General features: G+C 56.7%; 17 protein-coding genes. 1 reads left to right on the top strand and 16 read right to left on the bottom strand.

Annotated elements, in window-relative coordinates; genetic code table 11:
* Positions 1-21 precede the first annotated feature (21 nt).
* The 5 genes from MNU25_RS01525 to MNU25_RS01545 form a co-directional block, all read right to left on the bottom strand.
* A complete protein-coding gene (locus tag MNU25_RS01525) occupies positions 22-1,068 on the bottom strand; it encodes an alpha-hydroxy-acid oxidizing protein (RefSeq protein ID WP_240983471.1) in 1,047 nt (348 codons plus the stop codon).
* Entirely contained in the window at positions 1,059-1,880 is an 822-nt protein-coding gene (locus MNU25_RS01530) for a Cof-type HAD-IIB family hydrolase (RefSeq protein WP_240983472.1), read from the bottom strand. The genes MNU25_RS01525 and MNU25_RS01530 overlap by 10 nt, the downstream gene beginning before the upstream one ends.
* A 162-nt stretch (positions 1,881-2,042) precedes the next feature.
* Positions 2,043-4,868, bottom strand: a complete 2,826-nt coding sequence (gene uvrA, locus MNU25_RS01535) for an excinuclease ABC subunit UvrA (RefSeq protein WP_240983473.1) — start codon at positions 4,866-4,868, stop codon at positions 2,043-2,045.
* A 144-nt stretch (positions 4,869-5,012) separates the two neighbouring features.
* On the bottom strand, positions 5,013-7,097 hold the full coding sequence (uvrB, locus tag MNU25_RS01540) for an excinuclease ABC subunit UvrB (protein ID WP_277350654.1): 2,085 nt from the start codon (positions 7,095-7,097) through the stop codon (positions 5,013-5,015).
* Between the two features lie 401 nt (positions 7,098-7,498).
* Positions 7,499-8,968, bottom strand: coding sequence for a sugar ABC transporter substrate-binding protein (locus tag MNU25_RS01545; RefSeq protein WP_240983475.1), 1,470 nt, complete (start codon positions 8,966-8,968; stop codon positions 7,499-7,501).
* An 89-nt stretch (positions 8,969-9,057) separates the two neighbouring features.
* Here MNU25_RS01545 and MNU25_RS01550 point away from each other — a divergent pair, with 89 nt between their 5' ends.
* Positions 9,058-9,396, top strand: a complete 339-nt coding sequence (locus MNU25_RS01550) for a phage holin family protein (RefSeq protein WP_240983476.1) — start codon at positions 9,058-9,060, stop codon at positions 9,394-9,396.
* A gap of 179 nt (positions 9,397-9,575) precedes the next feature.
* Here MNU25_RS01550 and MNU25_RS01555 read toward each other — a convergent pair whose 3' ends face one another.
* The 11 genes from MNU25_RS01555 to MNU25_RS01605 all read right to left on the bottom strand — a co-directional run bounded on the left by MNU25_RS01555 (position 9,576) and on the right by MNU25_RS01605 (position 21,189).
* Positions 9,576-10,760, bottom strand: coding sequence for a S41 family peptidase (locus MNU25_RS01555; RefSeq protein ID WP_240983477.1), 1,185 nt, complete (start codon positions 10,758-10,760; stop codon positions 9,576-9,578).
* Positions 10,761-10,909: 149 nt separating this feature from the next.
* Positions 10,910-11,800, bottom strand: coding sequence for a permease-like cell division protein FtsX (ftsX, locus tag MNU25_RS01560; RefSeq protein WP_240983478.1), 891 nt, complete (start codon positions 11,798-11,800; stop codon positions 10,910-10,912).
* A complete protein-coding gene (gene ftsE, locus MNU25_RS01565; RefSeq protein ID WP_240983479.1) occupies positions 11,790-12,476 on the bottom strand; it encodes a cell division ATP-binding protein FtsE in 687 nt (228 codons plus the stop codon). Before ftsE ends, ftsX begins: the two co-directional genes overlap by 11 nt.
* A 428-nt stretch (positions 12,477-12,904) precedes the next feature.
* Positions 12,905-13,846 (bottom strand): transketolase family protein, encoded by a 942-nt coding sequence (locus MNU25_RS01570; protein ID WP_240983480.1) that lies wholly within the window; start codon positions 13,844-13,846, stop codon positions 12,905-12,907.
* Complete coding sequence (locus tag MNU25_RS01575; RefSeq protein WP_240986684.1) at positions 13,839-14,645, bottom strand: transketolase; 807 nt, start codon at positions 14,643-14,645, stop codon at positions 13,839-13,841. The genes MNU25_RS01570 and MNU25_RS01575 overlap by 8 nt, the downstream gene beginning before the upstream one ends.
* Before the next feature lie 81 nt (positions 14,646-14,726).
* Positions 14,727-15,831, bottom strand: a protein-coding gene (gene prfB / locus MNU25_RS01580; RefSeq protein ID WP_240986685.1) for a peptide chain release factor 2 whose coding sequence is annotated in 2 segments (ribosomal slippage) — positions 14,727-15,761 and positions 15,763-15,831 — 1,104 coding nt in all. Because the reading frame shifts where the segments join, the coding sequence is not laid out codon by codon here.
* A 15-nt stretch (positions 15,832-15,846) separates the two neighbouring features.
* Positions 15,847-18,348 carry a preprotein translocase subunit SecA gene (gene secA, locus MNU25_RS01585; RefSeq protein WP_240986686.1) on the bottom strand — a complete coding sequence of 834 codons (2,502 nt, stop codon included), beginning with the start codon at positions 18,346-18,348 and terminating at the stop codon, positions 15,847-15,849.
* Between the two features lie 438 nt (positions 18,349-18,786).
* Entirely contained in the window at positions 18,787-19,311 is a 525-nt protein-coding gene (gene hpf / locus MNU25_RS01590) for a ribosome hibernation-promoting factor, HPF/YfiA family (RefSeq protein WP_240983481.1), read from the bottom strand.
* Between the two features lie 242 nt (positions 19,312-19,553).
* On the bottom strand, positions 19,554-19,751 hold the full coding sequence (locus MNU25_RS01595; RefSeq protein WP_277350709.1) for a cold-shock protein: 198 nt from the start codon (positions 19,749-19,751) through the stop codon (positions 19,554-19,556).
* Positions 19,752-20,082: 331 nt separating this feature from the next.
* Positions 20,083-20,379: a zinc-ribbon domain containing protein gene (locus tag MNU25_RS01600; protein WP_240983483.1), complete on the bottom strand. Its 297-nt coding sequence runs from the start codon at positions 20,377-20,379 to the stop codon at positions 20,083-20,085.
* Between the two features lie 63 nt (positions 20,380-20,442).
* Positions 20,443-21,189 carry a ComF family protein gene (locus MNU25_RS01605; protein ID WP_240983484.1) on the bottom strand — a complete coding sequence of 249 codons (747 nt, stop codon included), beginning with the start codon at positions 21,187-21,189 and terminating at the stop codon, positions 20,443-20,445.
* Positions 21,190-21,194 lie beyond the last annotated feature (5 nt).

The raw sequence follows: 21,194 nt of genomic DNA on the forward strand, positions 1-21,194 counted from the left end.
GCAATTCTTGTGCCAGGTTTCTCAGCCCAACTGTACCGCGGCGGGGACGCCGGCGGCGACATCCGCCTTGATGCCGGACAAGCCGGCACAGCCGGTCATGAGCATCGCCTCTTTGAGCTCCTTGCCCAAGGTCTTCAGCACCAAGGTGACCCCTTCTTCTCCGGCCCCGGCGGCCCCAATCAGAAGAGGCCGGCCGATCAAAACCGCGTCCGCGCCTAAAGCCAGCATTTTCAGGACATCGAGTCCGCTGCGCACCCCACCGTCCGCCAGGACAATCATGTGGTCGCGCACCTTGGCCGAGATTTTCGTGAGGACCTCCGCACTGCCCGGCGTGTGATCCAGCACCCGGCCCCCGTGATTTGACACGACTATGGCCGCCGCCCCGGCTTCGGCCGCGATCTCCGCTTCGTCAACGGTCATAATTCCCTTAACGATAAAAGGAAGCGCACTGTGCGCGATAATCTCCCGCAATTCCCCGGGAGTTTTGGGACTTACCGGCTGACCGGCCCGAGCCATGGGAATAATCCCGGCCGCATCGATATCCATACCCACGGCCGCCGCACCCGCCTCTTGCGCCAGGTCTATGTACCTGTAAACCTCTTCATTCGCCCGCGGTTTAATGATCGGGATTCCCAGCCCGCCTCTGTGCCCGATTTCCGCTAACCCCGAACGGTACATGACCGGATCGGGGCCGTCCCCGGTCATCGCCAATGTTCCCGCCGCCAGGGCGCCCTTCACCACGGCCCCGGCCCATTCCTCTTCCGTCAAAGCCCCCCCGGCGTTGAAAGCCATTCCGGTCATGGGAGCCGCCAGGATGGGGCAGGAAAGTTCCCGTCCGAATAAATTCAGACGGGTATCAACAGAATCAATCCTGATCCCGTGCAAGGTGCGCAGGTTGACGTGAACCGCCGCCAAAGCTTCCACATTATGCCTGAAGGCGGCGCCCGTACCGATTCCGCCCATGCCGGGCATTTCGCCGGCACAGGCCCGGCCGTTGCATTCGGGGCAGACCCGGCAACAACCTTTCAGTTTCTCACGCGCCCTTTGGCGCAGTTCTTTCAAATCCACGTCTTGCTCCCCCTCAGCGCGTATTTTTCTATGGCCGCGGCCACTCCGTCCTCCTCGTTGCTCAAAGTGACGGCATCCGCCGCTTCCCTGATTTCCGGGCGGGCATTCCCCACGGCTACACCCAGGCCGGCGTAGCGCAGCATTTCCAGGTCATTGAAGCTGTCGCCTATGGCCATCACTTCCTCTTGCCGGATGCCGTAACATTGGGCCAGCGCGGCTAAAGCCGCTCCTTTGTTGACCGACGCGTCGGTCATTTCCAGGAAGAACGGTTTGGACTTCGTCAGATGAACCTTCTCACCGTAGCGTGCCTGAAACTCCGGGGTTAATCGATCCAGCCGTGCTTCTTCCCCCATGATCAGGATCTTCTCCACGCTCGCGCCCGGGTCGTCCAGGAGTTCCAACAGATCCGCCGCTTCAATCTCCACTTGTGAGATCCGTTCGTAAGCGCGCGACCAGGCGTTTTTTTCCTGAACCAGTATTTTTCCCCGGCAATAAATCTGCACATGCATGTGCAGCTCTAAAACATCCGCCACCAGCTTCCGCGCCAAGGCGGCGGCGAGCGCCCGCCTGAAAAGCACTTCCCCGCTCAGGGCCTGCTGAATTAAGGCCCCATGAAAAGTGATGACCGGGACGTCGATTTCCAGCTGTTCCGCATAGCGGCGCATCGCCGCCGGGGTTCGGCCGGTGGCAATGGTGGTGATGATCCCCTGAGCCCGCGCCCGGCGAATCGTTGCCACTGTCCCTGCCGAAATGGTCAGGTCGTCGCGCAAAAGCGTGTCATCCAAGTCCAGCGCAATCAGCCGTATCGCCAAGTTTCCACACCCCTTTTACCGTTAGTCTTTCTCGTCCGCACCGCTTCCCGCCGCCCGCGCCCGGCCGGGTTTCACTCCCGGCGCCCTCCGGCCCAATGGGGTGTAACAATAATAATAGTTACTGCCGGATCATCCCTGTGGCAGTTCGCCCCCCATACTCCCTCACTGCCCGCGTTCCAAACTGCGTTTGAGAAATTCTCCCGTGTAGGAAGCCGGGAAGGCCGAGACCTCTTCCGGGGTTCCGGCAATGAGAACTTCTCCGCCCCTGTTTCCCCCTTCCGGGCCCAAATCAATCAGGTAATCGGCGGTCTTAATCACGTCGAGGTTATGCTCAATCACGAGCACCGTATCCCCGGCGTCGACCAGCCGGTGCAGGACTTGCAGGAGGCGATCGATATCCGCGACGTGCAAACCGGTTGTCGGTTCGTCCAGGATGTAGATGGTTTTACCCGTACTCCTGCGGCTTAACTCGGCCGCCAGCTTCACCCGCTGGGCCTCGCCCCCGGAAAGAGTCGTGGCCGGCTGCCCCAGATGGATATAACCCAGCCCGACATCCTGCAGGGTCTGGAGTTTGCGGGCAATTTTCGGTACGGCCCGGAAAAAATCGACCGCCTCCTCCACCGTCATATCGAGGACCTGGGCGATATTTTTCCCTTTGTAATGGACTTCCAGCGTCTCCCGGCTGTAGCGCCGCCCGTTGCAAACCTCGCAAGGAACGTATACATCCGGAAGGAAATTCATCTCGATCTTGATAATGCCGTCGCCGTGGCAAGCTTCACAGCGGCCGCCTTTGACATTGAAGCTGAACCGGCCGGGCAGGTAACCGCGCATTTTGGCCTCGGGAGTTTGGGCAAAAAGACCCCGGATAAAGTCAAAAACCCCGGTGTAGGTGGCCGGATTTGAGCGGGGTGTACGCCCTATCGGGGATTGATCGATATCAATGACCTTCTCCAGATGCTCAAGTCCGCGCAGTTCCCGCATGGTTCCCGGGCGAACCCGGGCGCCGTTCAAGCGCGAGGCCAACCCCTTGAAAATAAGTTCGTTGACGAGGGTGCTCTTGCCGGAACCGGAAACTCCCGTTACACAGGTGAAAACACCCAAGGGAATACGGACGTCGATGTTCTTCAGGTTGTTTTCGCGGGCGCCCAAGACCTCCAGCCACTTGCCATTCGGCCGGCGCCTGGCCGCGGGAATCGGAATCTTGCGGCGGCCGCTCAAATATTGCCCTGTGACCGATTCCTCCCGCTGCTTGATTTCTTCCAGGGTACCCTGGGCTACTACCTCCCCGCCGTGGGCCCCGGCTCCCGGCCCAATGTCAATGATTTGGTCGGCGGCCAGCATCGTCTCTTCGTCATGCTCCACCACGATCAACGTGTTGCCCAAATCCCTCAGCCTTTTCAGAGTAGCGAGCAGGCGGGCATTGTCCCGCTGATGCAAGCCAATGCTCGGTTCATCCAGAACATAGAGAACCCCCATCAGACTGGATCCGATCTGAGTCGCCAAACGGATGCGCTGAGCCTCGCCGCCGGAGAGCGTCCCGGCCGCACGGCCCAAGGTCAGGTAGTCCAGCCCGACATTGACGAGAAAACCCAGCCGTTCCCGTATCTCTTTCAGCACCTGATGGGCAATGGTCTCCTCCCGGGGCGTCAGCCGCAAGCGCTCAAAAAAGGCTAAGGCTTCGTTGACCGGAAGCTGTGTCAAATCATAGATTGACAGATCGCCAACCGTAACCGCCAAAGCCTCCGGTTTCAAACGTTTGCCCTGACAAACCGGGCAGGGCCTTTCACTCATGTATCCTTCCATTTCCGCGCGAACAAAATCGGAGGACGATTCTTTGTAACGTCTTTCGAAATAGGGAATCAGCCCTTCAAACGGAGCGTTGTAAGTCTTGTACTGGTCAAAAATGTTGTAATAATTAAAGCGCACCGGACTTTGGGTACCGTGCAAAAGCCCTTGCCATTGTTCCTCGCTCAGTTCGGCCAGAGGGGTCCGCATTTCGAAGCCGAGATTTTCCGCTACCGCCTCCAGCAAACGGGGATAGTAAGTCGAAGCAGAACGGGCCCAGGGAGCTACCGCACCTTCCGCTAAAGATTTGCCGCGGTCCGGAATGACAAGGTTGAGGTCGACCTCAAGGTTGGCCCCCAGGCCAGTACAGGCCGGACAGGCACCGAACGGACTGTTGAAGGAAAAAAGGCGGGGGCTCAGCTCTTCCAGCCCGATCCCGCAATCCGGGCAGGCAAAATTCTCGCTGAAGAGGAGTTCATCGCCGCCGAAGAGGTCCACGATCACGTTGCCCTCAGCCAAACGCAGGGCTGTTTCCAGGGAGTCGGCCAGGCGGCTGCCGCTGTCAGGCTTCAGAGAAATCCGGTCTATCACAACCTCAATTGAATGCTTCTTCTTTTTATCCAATTTGACTTCTTCATTAAGGTCCACCGTCTCTCCGTCGACCCGGGCCCGCACGTACCCGGCCTTGCGAACCTCCTCAAAGATCTTAGTGTGCTCTCCTTTTTTCCCTTTGACCAGGGGCGCCAGAATTTGCAGCCGGGTTTTCTCCGGCCGGCGCAGGACTTGGTCCACCATTTGCTGAACCGTCTGCCTGGAGATCTCCCGACCGCAGCGAGGGCAGTGGGGCCGCCCAATCCGAGCATAGAGCAGCCGGAGGTAATCGTAAACTTCCGTCACCGTGCCCACGGTCGAACGGGGATTCCTGCTCGTGGTTTTCTGATCGATGGAAATGGCCGGGGACAGCCCCTCGATGTAATCGACATCCGGTTTATCCATCTGGCCCAGGAATTGACGGGCATAGGCGGAAAGGGATTCGACATAACGCCTTTGCCCCTCGGCATAAATCGTGTCAAAAGCCAGGGATGACTTACCCGAACCGGACAGGCCGGTAATTACGACCAATTTGTCGCGGGGAATGTCCACGTCGATATTTTTTAAGTTATGAGCACGGGCGCCCCGCACCCGCAAGTAATCCTGGGTCATAACAGTCCCCCATTTGAGAAGTCAGAAGTCAGAAACCCGAAGTCAGAGACAGGGAAGAAAGAGTCGGAAACGGGAAAACAGGAAGGCCGTGAAGCTTTTCCGTCGTGAGATTAGAGTTCCGGTACTCCTTTTCTTTCGGGCCTGTCAGCGTGTTCCGGAACCGGCTGTGGCAGGAGGCGACGCCGTCCGGTCCGGACCCCGCCGCTTGCGGCCGTAGTGTCCTCTGCCCTCAGCTTTGCGCCCGCGCGCCTGCACCGGAACCTTGAGCCGGTTCTCCTCCCCTTTCAGCTCAATGATGGCGTCGCGAAGCTCTGCTGCCCTCTCAAAATCCAATTCCTTGGCTGCCTGCCGCATCTCCCGTTCCAAAGTTTGAACCAGTGCCGCCACTTCCTCAGGCGCCGGCCGGTCACCGTAAACTTTCTTTTTCTCGGCTGCCATGGTTGCTTCCGGAACTTCGTACACCGGCTTGCGTATGGTCTGCGGTGTGATCCCGTTGCGCTGATTGTGCGCCTGCTGCAATTTGCGGCGGCGTTCGGTCTCCGTAAGCGCCACCCTCATGGAGTCCGTGATCTTGTCCGCATACATAATGACTCTGCCGTTGGCATTGCGGGCCGCCCTGCCAATGGTTTGGATTAGAGACCGCTCAGCCCTCAGGAACCCTTCTTTATCCGCGTCTAAAATGGCAACCAGCGAGACCTCCGGTAAATCCAAGCCTTCGCGCAAAAGATTGATGCCTACCACCACTTCGATCTCGCCCAGGCGCAACTCCCGCAGGATCTCTACCCGCTCCAGGGTAGTGATGTCCGAATGCAGGTATTTTACTTTTAGACCCAGATTTTTGAGATAATCGCTCAGTTCTTCCGCCATCTTTTTGGTAAGCGTCGTGATCAGAACCCGCTCATCCCGCACCTGCCTGGCTCTGATTTCCCCGAGGAGATCGTCGATTTGCCCCTTACTGGGGCGTACGACAACGTCCGGGTCCAAAAGCCCAGTCGGACGAATAATCTGCTCAACATTAACCGGACAGTGGCTCAGCTCGTAAGGCCCGGGAGTGGCGCTGACATAAATCGCTTGCGTGACCCGCGCCTCAAATTCGTCAAACTTGAGGGGACGGTTGTCCAAAGCGGAAGGCAAACGAAAACCGTATTCGATCAGAGTCGTTTTACGGGAGCGGTCCCCTTCATACATTCCCCGGACTTGGGGCAAAGTGACGTGCGACTCGTCGACAAAGAGCAGAAAATCCTCGGGAAAATAATCAAGCAGCGTGTACGGCGTCTCTCCCGGTTGTCGGAAGGTCAAGTGACGGGAGTAATTTTCAATCCCGTTGCAAAAACCCATTTCCCGCAGCATTTCCAGGTCGTAACGCGTCCGCTGCTCCAGGCGTTGGGCTTCGAGAAGCTTGTTCCCCTCCTTGAGTACTTTGAGCCGGTCCGTCAATTCCTGTTCAATATTGTCCGCCGCTAAGAGAACTTTTTCCCGTGCCGTGACATAGTGGGAATTAGGAAAGATGGAAACGTGACGCCGTTGTCCCAAAATCTCACCGGTCAAGACGTTGATCTCGTAAATATGTTCGATTTCATCGCCGAACATCTCCACCCGGATTGCTTTTTCACTCGATGAGGCCGGATAGATCTCCACCACATCCCCCCTTACCCGGAAAGTTCCCCTAGCAAAGGAGATATCATTGCGGTCATACTGAATGGAGACCAGTTTGCGCAACATCTCGTTGCGATCGATCTCTTGGCCCAAACGCAGGGAGAGTACCAAGTCATAATATTCGTCCGGGGAACCCAGCCCGTAAATACAGGAAACACTCGCCACGACAATGACGTCCTCGCGTTCGAAAAGAGCGGCGGTCGCCGAATGGCGCAGCTTTTCAATTTCGTCATTGATCGAGGCGTCTTTTTCGATATAGAGGTCGTTGGAAGGCACATAAGCCTCCGGCTGGTAATAGTCATAATAACTGACGAAATACTCGACCGCGTTTTCGGGAAAAAACTCTTTGAATTCGCTGTACAATTGGGCGGCCAATGTCTTATTGTGAGCCAAAATCAAAGTCGGCCTCTGCACCTTGGTGATGAGGTTAGCCATAGTAAAAGTTTTGCCGGAACCCGTCACCCCGAGCAGGGTTTGATGGCGCTTGCCTGCCCTGACACCGGCTGCCAGAGCTTCAATAGCCTGGGGTTGGTCCCCTGCCGGCAGGTAATTCGATTTAAGACGAAATTCCATACCCACTCCTCCTCATCCCCCAACCAAAGAAGAGCAAAGCCCGTGAACCTTGCCCTTGGCCCAAACGGCACGAGATATATCCGCTTGGTCATTGTACGGAGGCCCGGCGCCGGGAACTCCTTTCGCTGTGGAACCCCGCGGTGAATCCCCGCGCCGAAATCCTCGGCTAAACCCGGGGCTGCAGTTTCCCAAACCGGGATTGTAGCTTCCCACCCTGTTATTATAGCACCGCCACGCCGGAAACAAAACATGCAGGTCGAAAATTCGTTCGATCTGCATGTCGGCGGCTCGATCTTAAATTCCCTTCTCCGGACCTCACTCACAAGAGATGTTCCCGCGCCGGCCGCCCCGGGAGTCGAAGCGGCGGCGGACGCCGCGACCAGGATAACGCCAATCCCTATTCAGGCGCCGGATGATCCCCCGCCACCGCCGCCACCGCCACCCGCTTGTCCGCTCCCTTGTTTCTGCTGGCCGCCGGATGGCTGCTGTTGTTGTTGCTGCTCCTGTTTAATCATCTCGGGAGGAACGGTGCGCACCTTCTGGCTGGCACTGTGTTCCGTCCAGAGAACTTTTCCTTTAGAATCTAGATATTCCCGTGTGATATCCGTGTTGACCTTCTCGACAACTTTCGCCACATTCGGGGGAATGGCTCCCGCACCGGAGCCGCCCGCTTGTCCGCCGCCCCCTCCGCTTTGAGAACCGTCCGAACTTCCGTCCGAACTGCCGCTCTCGCTCTTCGTTCCCTTGGCGGCGGAGGCGCCCTGCTGCGTGCCGGGTTCTTTCGTCGTTGGTTTCTCCGTCATTTTCCGAGCTTGTTCTTTTTGGGCCTGGAGCGCCAGGTTCACTGCTTTGACATAGCTCTTTTGCGTTATCGCCAAGTTTTCCGGTGTGACCGCTTTGACCGCAATGACTTTTGCCGGAATCTCTCCTTGATCTCCGGTCACGGAGTCATTCACGTCGAACGGTTCTTTCTTAAGCATTTTTTCCGCCCATTGGCAGGCATACACTCCCTGGAGATAGGGGGACACGTCCACATCTCCCGCCTGCAGTCCGCCCGCCATTCTCTGCAAGGACTGCAGATTAGCCTGCCCCCCGAACAGCAGTACTTTCTTTTCCAGTCCTCCCTGTTTGAGGACATCTGCCGCCTGGGCGGCCACCTTCTCCGTGTCGGCGCAAACCGCCCGCACTTTGCCCGGGTTCTTGAGCAAGTACTCCAACAAGACCTGTTTGGCACCCGCAGCGCTCCCCGGATGCCCGGAAAGTACCTGCAGGCTGACTTTGGGATATTTGGCCAAAACGGTCCGGAGCCCGGCCAAACGCTCCTGTGCCCCAGTTTCTGCCGGATTATCCTGGAGGAGAAGGACGATCCCCGCCTGAACTTTTTGCACCAGGGCCTGTCCCATCAGCTCCCCGGCTTTCTCCTGGTCCGGAGTAATGAGGCCCGCCGGCGTGCTCCCGGCCGGTATCTTGCCGATGGCCAAGACCGGAATTTTCTTCGTCTGAGCGGTTTTCAGCAGTTCTTGGTTCCCGCCCTCGTAGAGCAGGACTTTAGCATCCTTAAGGGGATCTTCCCCGGCCTGGGACGCCGGTGCCGAGCCTCCCTGGCCCGAACTCGCGCTTGCGCCGGAAGAACTCCCTATGTATTTTATTTTCAGATTTGCTTTGGCCGCCGTGTCGTCAATACCTTTTTGCAAAAGGATCTGATTGGGATCATCCCCGCTCAGGGAGACAGCGGCCACCGGCTGGGGTTTCTGCGCGGACTGGGAAGAAGATTTTTTCTTATTTCCTAAAAGCCCTTGTAGACCGCAGCCCGTTACGGTTAAACTAAGACAGAGAAAAATGATTGTAAGGCGAAATCCTCTGAGGCGCATGGGACACTCTCCTTTCCCTGCCCGTGTGCCCCTAGTTTTCCCCCGTTGCCCGGAAAAATTCAAATGAAAAACCCAAGGAGGGGTCTTTGATGTTCGGTTTGCTGGCGCGTTGGTTGATTAACTCCCTTGCTCTTGTTCTCACTACGCTTTTCGTCCCCGGCCTCCATCTCTCCCGGCCTTCCACCGCCGTTTGGGCGGCACTCGTTTGGGGTCTCGCCAACACCCTCATTCGACCGGTTCTTTCCTTCTTTACCTTCCCGCTCCAAATCGTCACCCTGGGCTTGTTCACTTTGGTCATCAACGCTTTGATGCTGCTGCTGACAGCCCGTTTAGTCCCGGGCTTCAGCGTCCGCGGCTTCGGCAGCGCCCTGTTCGGCTCGATAGTCCTCAGCGTCATCAGCCTTATTTTAACTCACATGTTCGCGTAATATAAATCCCTCTGCCTCAACGAACATAACCTGAAAGCGAGCGGCCCTAACTTAGGCCGCTCGCTTAATTCGTCAAGCCCGCGCAAAATCCTGTTCCACAGCTCTTCCCGCAGATTGTCTACCCGTCCGAAGTCGGCGGCCTCCCGGCAATTGGTTTGCAGGGGTACCGCATCCAAGCGCTAGCGATTAATTTTCGCCTGTAAAGTTCGCAGGGCCGTTGCCAGTTGAGGATCAAAGTTCGTATCAAGCGGAAGGACCGTGGCGTTCTCACCCTTGGGCAATTTCACCTGAACGTCCGGTTCAATCCCTTTTTTGTTGATACTGATTTTATCCGGAGTCAGGTATTTGGCCGTGGTCAGTTTTACACTCGTCCCGCTGTCGAGCTGGAAGATCGTCTGCACGATCCCTTTGCCGAAGGTCTTCACTCCGACCAATGTTCCCGTCTTCCTGTCCCGAATGGCTCCCGAGACGATTTCCGCCGCCGAGGCGGTCTCTTCATTGACCAAGACCACCAAGGGCTTGTTGATATACGTGTTCTCCGCATTTTTCGTGGTCACATGCCCGTCTTTGTCCACGATATAGACGACCGGACCCGGAGTGACAAAATAACTCGCTACCTTGACGGCCGCATTTAATTCCCCGCCATGGTTGTAGCGCAAATCGAGAATGACCCCTTTGTACTTCTGAATATCCATCGATTTTAGGACTTGCGCCAGTTCTGTCCCGGTGTCGGTGGAAAACTGGGAAATGTCGATGTAAGCAATGTCCGGCTGACCGGGCAGCGGCTCGCCTTCCACCGTGGGAACACTGATATTCTCCCGAGTCATGGTCATGGTGAGCGTCTTCTTCTCGCTCTCCCGATAAACCTCCAAGGTAACCTTTGTTCCCGGGTCCCCGCGCATCAGGGCCACCGCTTTGTCCTGGCTGATGCTCGAAGTATCGACATTGTCGATCTTCACAATTACGTCCCCGGGCAAGATCCCGGCTTTGGCGGCCGGAGTGTTCTTGATCGTCTGCAGGACGATCAGTTTATTCGGATCCTTCAAACTGAGGACGATGCCCACACCCCCGAACTGCCCATAAATTAAATCCATTAACTGCCGGTTGTCGGAGGCATCCATATAGGTGGAATACGGGTCGCCCAGGGAATCCACCATCCCTTTAATCGCGCCGTCCACCAGTTGGTCTCCGGAAACTTTCTCAAGATACTGGCTGTGTATCAGTTCCAGCACTTGAGCCAACCGGCCCAGATGATCGACATTAAGCGCCACCGCCCCTCCGACGGCAGCAGACATCAGAGCGAGGACTATCACTAGGACAATGGCAACATGCTGCCAAATCTTACGCCAATTTCTCTCCCCCAAGCGTGCACTCCTTCCCGGTCATCCCTTGACGGGGCTGACCACCGGTTTGTCCGGACCGTTGTTAGTATATGCTCATCCGGCTGATGACATTCCCCCACAGTTTCCCCCATTCGAGCGGGGGCCTCCGAGGCCCGCGCCCTCCGCCGCTCTTAGACATTCAGGAATTTACGCAGGGACAACGCGCTGCCCGCGGCACCGATGACCATCCCCAGAACCAGTAAAGTCGTTTGGACCTGCCAGAAAAGCCAAGCGCTGCGGACGACGGGCAGGAAAGCCAGAGTGCTGCTCACGTACCCAGCCAGCCAATTGTACCCTGTCCCCACCAAAACGGTTGCCAAAATCCCTCCCGCCAGACCGAGGAAGAGCCCCTCGACCAGAAAGGGCCAGCGGATGAACCAGTTACTGGCTCCGACCAGTTTCATGATTTGAATCTCCCGTCTGCGGGAAAAAACATTCATCTTGATGTTTATAGAAATCAAAACCACCGCGGCCGCCCCAAAGGCGATAATGACGCCGGCCCCCATCCAGCGCAGCCAGCGCGTGAACTGCAGCAGCCGGTCCACCACACCCTGCCCGTAACGCACGCTTTTCAATTCCGTAAACTGTTGGAGTTGAGCGGCCAGAGTCTTGACTCGCCGAGGATCGGCTGCTTTGATCGTAAATTTGTCTGGGAGGGGATTCGTCCCTCCCAAGTCGGAGACCAGGTTTCCCCCGGCCTTCCCCAGAGACTGACCGAATTGAGCCAAACCTTCCTTTTTGGTTACCAAGACCACGGACGCTACCCCGGGCATAGCTTTGATTTTAGTTTCCAGGGCCTCAACCTGCGTCTCAGGCACGTTCGTATGCACAAACGCCGAAATCTCCACCTGGGATTCAAAACTCTGCGCCATGTTGGAGGTATTGGCCAGAAAAAAAGCCGAAAATCCCAAAATAATCAGGGATACCATCACCGTCATCACGGACGCGATACTCAACCAGGGATTGCGTTTGACGGAACTCAATGTTTCACGCAGGACGTACTTGGCTGAGCTAAAGCTCATAACCGTAGCCTCCTTTTTCGTCGTCCCGGGCGATCCGTCCCTGCTCAATCGCCACGACGCGTTTCTTCATTTGGTCGACGATGTCTTTGGCATGGGTCGCCATCACGACGGTTGTACCTTTTTTATTAATGTTGTGCAGCAAGTCCATAATCTCCCAGGACGTATCCGGATCCAAATTACCGGTAGGTTCATCCGCCATCAACAGAGCCGGATCATTGACGATGGCTCGGGCTACACAAACCCGCTGCTGTTCGCCCCCGGACAATTCATGTGGAAAGGCTTTGAGCTTCTTGGTCAGACCCACCAATTCCAAAGCCTTTTCGGCCCGAACCTCTACCTCATGCCTCTGCAGACCGAGAACTTCCAGAGCGAAGCCAACATTCTCCCGCACGGTTTTGCGCGGCAGCAGTTTGAAATCTTGAAAGATGACCCCGATCTTCCGCCGTAAAAAAGGAACCTCCCGTTCTTTCATGCGCACCAGATTCTGCCCGTTGAAGGAGACCAGCCCCCGACTCGGATGCTCTTCCCGGTACAGGAGCCGGATGAGGGTAGACTTGCCGGCCCCGCTCGGGCCCACTAAGAAGACGAATTCCCCTTTGCCGATACGCAGACTGACATCGACCAAAGCCTTAGCGCCATTTGGGTAAATCTTGGAAACGTTTGTCAGTTGGATCATGAGAACCTCCTTGGTTCGGTTACCTTTCTGCCGTCTTCCGGGTTTCAGGCATTTATACTTAAAATTCGACACAAGAGGCGAATTTCCTGTTAAAAGTTTTCCGTTCCCCCTGGAAAGAAGCGGTATCCCGGGCAAGTCCGCTCTTTCCCGAGTGAGCAAGCGGTTGAATCAGGCTGACGCAAGTTTTCTCATCCTGCGGCAAAGCCGTACTCCCCCGCGGAAAGAAAAAGCGCCTCCCTAGAGGCGCTGACACGATCTGGGCAGAAACTGCCGCGGGCCCCGGCACCGTGAGGAAAAACCCGCCTCAGCGCACTCACCGGGCATGGCCGCAACCCGAAGCGCGGCGCCGGGTGAAGGGCGGTTTCAAGCCCACCCCCCGGCAGAGGTTGCCGGAAATGCCGAGGGCCGGGCGGGGCCGTGGAATCCCCCTAGTGCTTGCGGCTGAGGGCCTTGCGCAGGGCCGCCACGATATCTTTCCGGGTCAGCCCGAACTTCTCCAGAAGCTCTTGGGGACGACCGGATTCGCCAAAAACATCTTTTAAGCCTACCCGCTCCAGAGGCAGAGGATGGTGCTCCGCCAAGGCCTCGGCAATGGCGCTTCCCAGACCGCCGATCACATTGTGCTCCTCGGCACTGACAATAGCCCCGACCCCCTGCGCCACCCGCACGATCGTATCCACATCCAGCGGCTTGACTGTGGACACATTTACCACTGAAATATCCAGACCCTCCCGAGCCAGTTCCTCGGCCGCTTCCAGGGCCGGGGCCACCATAACCCCATTGGCCATGACAGCCGCATCCCGTCCCCGGCGCAGGACATTCGCCCGGCCGATTTGGAAACGGTAAGAATCGTCATAGAGCACAGGCACGTCCAGCCGTCCCATGCGGATGTAAACGGGACCGTCGTACCGGGCCGCCGCCAAAATCATCTGGCGGGTTTCCGTTCCGTCGGCCGGGACCAAAACCGTCATATTCGGTAAAGCCCGCATGATCGCCACGTCTTCCACTGCCTGGTGCGAACCCCCGTCTTCTCCCACCGTAATACCGGCGTGGGTAGCCGCGATCTTAACGTTTAGTTTGGGATAAGCGACGGAATTCCGGATCTGCTCAAAGGCCCTGCCTGTGGCAAAGACCGCGAAAGTACTGGCAAAAGGGATCTTGCCCGCGGCCGCCAGCCCGGCAGCCGTACCGATGAGATTTTGTTCGGCTATGCCCATATTGAAAAACCGTTCCGGATACTTCTTGCCAAAGTCCGCTGTCTTGGTGGATTTGGACAAGTCCGCGTCCAGGACGACCACGTCCGGATTTTCCGCCCCCAAGGCTAAAAGAGCCCGGCCGTACGCATTCCGCGTCGCTTCTTTTTCAGCCAAGGTGTACCGCCTCCTCCCGCAACTCTTTCAACCCTTGTTGCCCCTGTTCGGCATTCGGAGCGGCACCGTGCCAGCCCACGGCATTCTCCATGAAAGAGACCCCTTTCCCCTTGACCGTTTTGGCAATCAGAATCGTCGGACGCCCCGCGGTCGTCCTGGCCTCCGCCAAAGCCCGCTGCAAGGCCCCGACATCATGTCCGTCCACTTCGATCACATGCCAGCCGAAGGCCCGCCATTTTTCGGGCAGGGGTGCGCTGGACATAACTTCGTCCGTGCGGCCGTCGATTTGCAGGCCGTTCAGGTCTAAAATGGCTGTCAGGTTATCCAGTTTGAAATGCGCCGAAGCCATGGCGGCTTCCCAGACCTGGCCTTCCGCCATTTCCCCGTCACCCAGCAGAACATAAACTCTGTAATCTTTCTTGTCCAGCTTGCCTGCCAAAGCCATGCCGTTGGCGGCAGAAAGTCCTTGGCCCAAAGAACCTGTCGACATATCCACTCCGGGGGTCTTTTTCATATCCGGATGTCCCTGGAGCATGCGTCCGGTCTGGCGTAAACCCAAAAGCTCTTCCCGCGGAAAATAACCTTTCTCCGCCAGAGCCGCATACAAGACGGGAGCGGCGTGCCCCTTGCTGAGAACAAAGCGGTCCCGCTCAGACCAATGGGGTTCTTGCGGGCGCAGCCGCATTTCCCGGAAATAGAGCACGGTCACAATCTCGGCCGCGGAAAGGCTGCCGCCCGGATGACCGCTTTTGGCCGGAACCAGCATGGTCAGAATGTCCTGCCGCAGCCGGTTGGCCATCCGCTTTAATTCCAATACATCTTTATCCAAAACACTTGGCTCCTTTCAAAAGTGGGAAGTCCCGAACCCCTAACCTCGAACTCACCGCCCCTCCTTAGTCAACTGGAGAAAAGCGGCGACAAAATCGTCGATCTCCCCGTCCATCACGGCGGCTACATTGGCGGTCTCCACGTTCGTCCGGTGGTCCTTGACCATACTGTAAGGGTGGAACACATAAGAGCGAATCTGACTGCCCCAAGCAATATCCTGCTGCTCACCGCGAATTTCCGAGATCTCTTCTTCCTGTTGTTTGCGTTTGAGCTCCAACAGCTTGGCCGCCAAGATGCGCAGGGCTGTTGCCCTGTTCTGAATCTGGGAGCGTTCGTTCTGACACTGGACGACAATCCCAGTCGGCAGGTGGGTAATGCGCACCGCCGAGTCCGTCTTATTAACGTGCTGGCCGCCGGCTCCGCCCGAACGATAAGTGTCCACTTTCAAATCCTCGGGGTCAATATTAATCTCGGCATCATCCGTCACCTCGGGAATAACATCGACCGAGGCAAACGAGGTGTGGCGCCGTCCGGAGGCGTCAAACGGGGATATGCGCACCAGGCGGTGCACTCCTTTTTCCGCCTTGGCATAACCATAGGCATTTTCACCGGCCAGGGAAAATGTGCAGCTCTTGATCCCGGCCTCCTCACCCGGCAGAAGGTCGAGTGTCTCCACTTTGAACCCGCGCCTTTCTCCCCAACGCACATACATGCGATAGAGCATAGAGACCCAGTCCTGGGCTTCCGTGCCGCCTGCCCCCGCGTGCAGCGTCAAAATCGCGTTGTTGCGATCATAGGGCCCGCTGAGAAGGATCTGCAGTTCAAGTTCCCGGAAATGGGCGTGCAAAGCCTGGACCGTCTGGGAGATCTCCGGCTCCAGAGCGGGATCATCTTCCTCTACAGCCAGTTCCCACAAAGCCTTCAGATCTTCCTCTTCTTGCGCCAGGTCCTGATAAGTTTTGACTTTGCCCTGATGATAGGCCAATTCCCGCATGACTTTTTGAGCAGAGTCCGGGTCGTCCCAAAAGTCGGGCCGGCGTAAATCTTGCTCCAAGGAGGCTATTTTTTCTTCACGCCCAGCGACGTCAAAGGGAAACCCTCAAATCTGCCAAGCGCATTTCTAGATTTTCGATTTCCCGTTTCCAATCCGATAACAACTTTGTCACCCTTTCTCACTTTTTTGCTCCACAGCAGTTCTTATATTTCTTGCCGCTGCCACAAGGGCAGGGATCGTTGCGCCCGATCTTTTCCCCGGTGTGCACCGGTTTCAGGGGCTCCGCCTCATCCCGGTTCGTACTCAAATTCTGCGGCTCCTCGGGAGCCTGTTCCCGTACCTGGGGGGTCACCCGCACCATATACCGGATGATGTCTTCCTGGATGGAATCGATCATCCCCTGGAACATGTCATAGCCCTCATGCCGGTATTCCACCAGCGGATCCCTCTGACCGTAAGCCCTCAGACCAATTCCTTCGCGCAGCAGATCCATGGCATCGAGATGGTCCATCCACTTGCTGTCCACTACCTGCAGCATGACCGCGCGTTCGATTTCACGCATCAAGTCCGGGCCGAATTCTTCCTCTCTCCGGTCATAAAGCTCGACCGCTTTATCTGTGAGCAACTCTTGTACTTCTTCCTTGGTCAGTTGTTTCAACTCTTCCCCGCTGAGCCCATGATCCGGCAGGAAAGAATTATCGCAATACTCGAGAAAACTCTCCAGATCCCATTCTTCCGGGTAAGGGCTGCCGCTGCCGAAGGTGTTTACCGTGTCTGCGACCACTTTCTCCAACATTTCCATGATGCTGTCTTTGAGGTTTTCACCTGTCAAAACCTTGCGGCGCTGGGCGTAAATGACCTCCCTCTGCTGGTTCATGACGTCGTCGTATTCCAGAACGTTCTTCCGGATATCAAAGTTCCTGTTCTCAACCCGGCGCTGTGCGGTCTCAATGGACCGGGTGATCATTTTCGAGGCGATCGGCACGGTGTCATCCATTCCTAACTTGTCCATAATGCCCATAATATTCTCCGAGCCGAAGAGGCGCATCAAATCGTCTTCCAAGGAAATGAAGAACTGGGATGAACCGGGATCCCCTTGCCGTCCGGCCCGGCCCCGCAACTGATTGTCTATCCGGCGGGACTCATGGCGTTCGGTACCGATAATGTGAAGCCCTCCCAGCTGAGGAACCCCTTCCCCCAAGACAATATCCGTGCCTCGGCCGGCCATATTCGTGGCGATCGTCACCATGCCCGGCTGGCCGGCCCCGGCGATGATCTGGGCCTCTTTTTCGTGGAATTTGGCATTCAGCACCTGGTGGGATACACCCCGCGTCTCCAACATCTGGCTTAGGCGTTCGGATTTTTCGATTGAGATCGTCCCGACCAGGACAGGTTGGCCCTTGGCATGTCTTTCGACAATACTTTCGACCACGGCCTTGAATTTGCCGTCTTCCGTCCGGTAAACCACATCCGGCAAGTCTTCCCGGATCATGGGACGGTTAGTCGGTATCTCGACCACATCGAGTTTATAGATCTTTTTGAATTCCGGCTCCTCCGTCAAGGCCGTACCCGTCATTCCCGCTAATTTTTCGTACATGCGAAAATAGTTTTGGAAAGTGATGGTCGCCAGGGTCTGCGATTCTTTTTCGACCTTGACCCCTTCTTTGGCTTCAATGGCCTGATGCAGTCCTTCACTGTAGCGGCGGCCGAACATCAGGCGACCGGTGAATTCGTCGACAATGATAACTTCTCCGTCCTTGACCACGTAATCGCGGTCCCGGCGAAACAAAGTGTGGGCTTTCAAAGCCTGATTGACATGGTGGGCTAACTCCGTGTGCAAATCATCGTAGAGATTCTCGACGCCCAGCATGCTTTCCACTCTGCCGACTCCATGCTCTGTCAGGGTTACAACCCGGTCCTTTTCATTGACATGATAATCGGTCTCCGGCGTCAGGCGCGGAATGACCCGGGCAACCCGAAAGTACAACTCTGTCGGCTTGTCCGCCTCACCGGAAATAATCAGCGGGGTCCTGGCTTCATCGATCAAGATGGAGTCCACTTCGTCGACAATGGCATAGTTAAGAGTGCGCTGCACCAGGCCCTCGGGCCGGGAAACCATGTTATCGCGCAGGTAGTCGAAACCGAATTCATTGTTGGTTCCATAGGTGATGTCGGCGGCATAACTCTCCCGCCGCTCGTCGTAATCCAACCCGTGCACAATCAGCCCGACAGAAAGGCCTAGGAAACGGTGGATTTGACCCATCCATTCGCTGTCGCGGCGGGCCAGGTAATCGTTGACCGTGACGACGTGCACCCCGTCGCCGGCCAAAGCGTTAAGATAAGAAGGCAGCGTAGCCACCAGGGTTTTCCCTTCGCCGGTCTTCATTTCGGCGATGCGCCCGTCGTGCAGCACCATGCCGCCAATCAGCTGGACGTCATAGTGGCGCTGCCCCAAAACTCGCTGGGCCGCCTCCCTGACCACGGCAAAGGCTTCCGGCAGGAGGTCGTCCAAGGATTCGCCCCGATCCAGCCTGCCCCGGAATTCCACCGTCTTGTCTCTGAGCTCTTCGTCGCTCAGGGCATGAATGGACGGTTCCAGGGAATTTATAACTTGAACCTTCTTTTGATATCTCTTTATTTCACGTGCGTTATCATCGAGCAAACTGCTAAGAAGCCCCATGACCGACAACCACCCTTTCTCCTTCCGTTGGACCCGTACCGCCCGGTAACGCTCTCCCGTTTCCCGGGTCGCGTACATCAGTTTATTGTAACATCATACGCAAGGGACCGCAAGGCAAGCCTCCGGGTAAGCCAGGGACACGTCAAAGTCCGGCGTCTATTCCAGCATTTTTCGGCGCTTTTGGGTCGACGAGCGGCTCTGCAGTACACGCCGGCTGCACGCGCGAAGAGCCAGTGCTGTGTTTTTGACATTATGTAAGCGAAACGGACTGACGGCACGGCCTGTGGCGACCATTCAGACGCGCAGATCCCCGTGCCGCACACGTGCCGGCGGCAGGGCATGAAAATAGCTGCAGGCCGCACAGTCGGCGCGGATTTGCCGGTAAGACGCGACGGGGAAGGGCCCACCCCGGCGGCAGGCCCTTCCCCGTCTTAATTTTTACCTTTCCGGCTCGAGCAGACCGTAATCTCCGTTCTTGCGCCGGTAAACCACGTTCATTTGGTGGGTATCCGCATCCGTGAAAACAAAAAACGTATGCCCAATGAGATTCATTTGCATGATCGCTTCATCCACCGACATCGGTTTCGCTTGAAACTTCTTGTTGCGAACGACGTGTTCATGTTCCTCTTCGGCCGCGGGATGCTCGGGCTCATGGTCTTTAAGCACTTTCGTACGCAAACGCTTGTTGATCCTGGTCCGGTATTTGTCAATCTGGCGTTCAAGTTTTTCCAAGACCATGTCGATCGACTGATACATATCAGATGTTTCTTCTTCCCCGCGCAAAATCATACCGTTAATTGGGGCCGTGACCTCTACCCGGTGCCGATCCTTCTCCACCAAAAGGGTGACTTGCACATCCTGGAATTCATCTGAGTATTTTTCCAGCTTGCTTACCCTTTTTGTGACATAATCTTTGAGTGCATCGGTTACCTCGATGTGTTTGCCGCGAATCAAAATATTCATCGATTACAACCCCCTTCTTAACCTGGCGTACGAGTATACTATTCCCTATATCCGAAAAAAATCCTGCTCTTTGACCGGAAAAATACCCTCGCGCCCCGCAAATAGCGCTAGAGGGAACCGCTTGCGCGATTCCCTCTTCGCGGCTCAGCCATCCGGACTGCCCGCTTTCATCCAAACGTAAGACTCCCACTTCTGCAAGTGGGAGTGGGTCCCTTTGTCATAAGGCCAAGGGGCAGGAAGCATCACTGAACGGTTACGTTGGCCGCCTGATTTCCCCGCGGACCCTGGACCACGTCAAACTCGACTGTTTGACCTTCCTCCAGCGTGCGAAACCCTTCACCGACTACTGATGCGTAATGAACAAAGACATCTGTACCGTCCTCCTGCTCGATGAATCCGTACCCTTTTTGTTTACTGAACCACTTAACCTTGCCTACCACCAAAAAACAACCTCCTTGAATTTTGCAGTCCCAAAGGAACGACAGCGGCCTTTGCGCCGGTGATTGCCCAAACCTCAACTTCCGCCCTGCCATGAAACTGCCTCCCCTAAAGGATAACCACTGGCCGGGCTCTTTAAACGATGCGCACCGAATTTTGCACAAAACCGGACCGCCCTAAGCCCACCCTTTCGAACACTCCCGGCCCGGGACCTTGCGTCCGGGCGAAGGCCCGAGGGCATGTGCCCCGGCAAATGTGCCCAAAGGTACGAAAAAAGAAGCGCCGCACCCGCCGGCGCTTCTTTTTTCCCGCTTTACCCGCCGCTGCGCCGGATTAAGCCTGGCCCAAGCGATGGCGTTGATAGCATTCACGGCAATACACCGGCCGGTCAGCCGTCGGTTGGAACGGGACCTGCGTCTCTATGCCACAATCGGCACAAACCACGGTGTACATTTCCCGTGATTTGGCCTCGCCTCCGTTGCGTGCTGTTTTGCGCGCACTGCGGCAATCGCGGCAGCGCAGAGGTTCATGTTCAAAACCTTTTTCCGCGTAAAACTCCTGTTCTCCCGCAGTAAAAATGAAGGTTGCTCCGCAGTCTTTACACACCAGTTCTTTGTCTTCAAAGGCCATGAAAAATATTCCCCTTACCTCATAATGTGACGGGCATGCTGCCTATCCAGCTCCATTATAATCTTAATCTTCCTCTTGAACAAGCTCTTTTCCGCCGGCGAGGCAAAGTCCGTAGACAAAACGGGCTCCGGCCTGCTTGAGAGCAAGGGCACAGGCCTGCAAAGTCGCCCCTGTGGTGGTCACGTCGTCGACCAGCCAGAGGTCCCGGCCCCGGACCGCGGCCGCCTCGGGAACAGCAAAGGCCTGAGCCAAATTGCGCAGCCTCTCCTGCCGGCTTAAACCGACCTGGGATGCGGTCGGCTGGGTCCGGATCAGGGCCCCGGCGGGAATGGGCAGCCCCAGTTCCCAGTGAAGAAGGGAAGCAATGACCTCGGCCTGGTTAAAGCCTCTTGCGGCCAGCCGCTCGGAATGCAGCGGGACTGGGACGACGCCGTCGGCCGGGGGCAGCTGCCGGCAGGCCCAGGCCGAAAAGGACCCCGCGATCTCTTCCAGGCGCCAAGGCTCGGCTTTAAATTTCACTTCCCAAATAAAGTTCTTCCACAAACCGGCATAGTGTCCCCAGGCCCGGCATCCGTCTAACCCGACCGGACCCCGCCCGGCACGGCAATCCCGGCAAAGTCCCGCTCCCGCGGGAACGAGTTTCCCGCAGCCATGGCAGCGGCCGAGTTCAGGACAAAAATATTCTTCCAGGCAATTCCGGCAGAGAGGGCCCTCCTCGGCGCCGCAAACCGCACAGGCTCTTTCCCAATACCAGACCAGGCGAATCAGGTCCGCCGGGCCGCTGCTCCGCAGGTTTTTCAACCCCTTCAAACCTC

It is taken from the genome of Acididesulfobacillus acetoxydans, assembly GCF_902729405.1.
GTDB classification, from domain to species: Bacteria; Bacillota; Desulfitobacteriia; order Desulfitobacteriales; family Desulfitobacteriaceae; genus Acididesulfobacillus; species Acididesulfobacillus acetoxydans.

Bases quoted from the DNA above. Each gene is read 5' to 3' on its own strand.
- uvrB (WP_277350654.1), bottom strand. From the start codon at position 7,097: ATGGAATTTCGTCTTAAATCGAATTACCTGCCGGCAGGGGACCAACCC.
- MNU25_RS01550 (WP_240983476.1), top strand. From the start codon at position 9,058: ATGTTCGGTTTGCTGGCGCGTTGGTTGATTAACTCCCTTGCTCTTGTT.
- secA (WP_240986686.1), bottom strand. From the start codon at position 18,348: ATGGGGCTTCTTAGCAGTTTGCTCGATGATAACGCACGTGAAATAAAG.
- hpf (WP_240983481.1), bottom strand. From the start codon at position 19,311: ATGAATATTTTGATTCGCGGCAAACACATCGAGGTAACCGATGCACTC.
- MNU25_RS01600 (WP_240983483.1), bottom strand. From the start codon at position 20,379: ATGGCCTTTGAAGACAAAGAACTGGTGTGTAAAGACTGCGGAGCAACC.
- uvrA (WP_240983473.1), bottom strand. From the start codon at position 4,868: ATGACCCAGGATTACTTGCGGGTGCGGGGCGCCCGTGCTCATAACTTA.
- MNU25_RS01545 (WP_240983475.1), bottom strand. From the start codon at position 8,968: ATGCGCCTCAGAGGATTTCGCCTTACAATCATTTTTCTCTGTCTTAGT.
- ftsE (WP_240983479.1), bottom strand. From the start codon at position 12,476: ATGATCCAACTGACAAACGTTTCCAAGATTTACCCAAATGGCGCTAAG.
- ftsX (WP_240983478.1), bottom strand. From the start codon at position 11,800: ATGAGCTTTAGCTCAGCCAAGTACGTCCTGCGTGAAACATTGAGTTCC.
- MNU25_RS01575 (WP_240986684.1), bottom strand. From the start codon at position 14,645: ATGGCCAACCGGCTGCGGCAGGACATTCTGACCATGCTGGTTCCGGCC.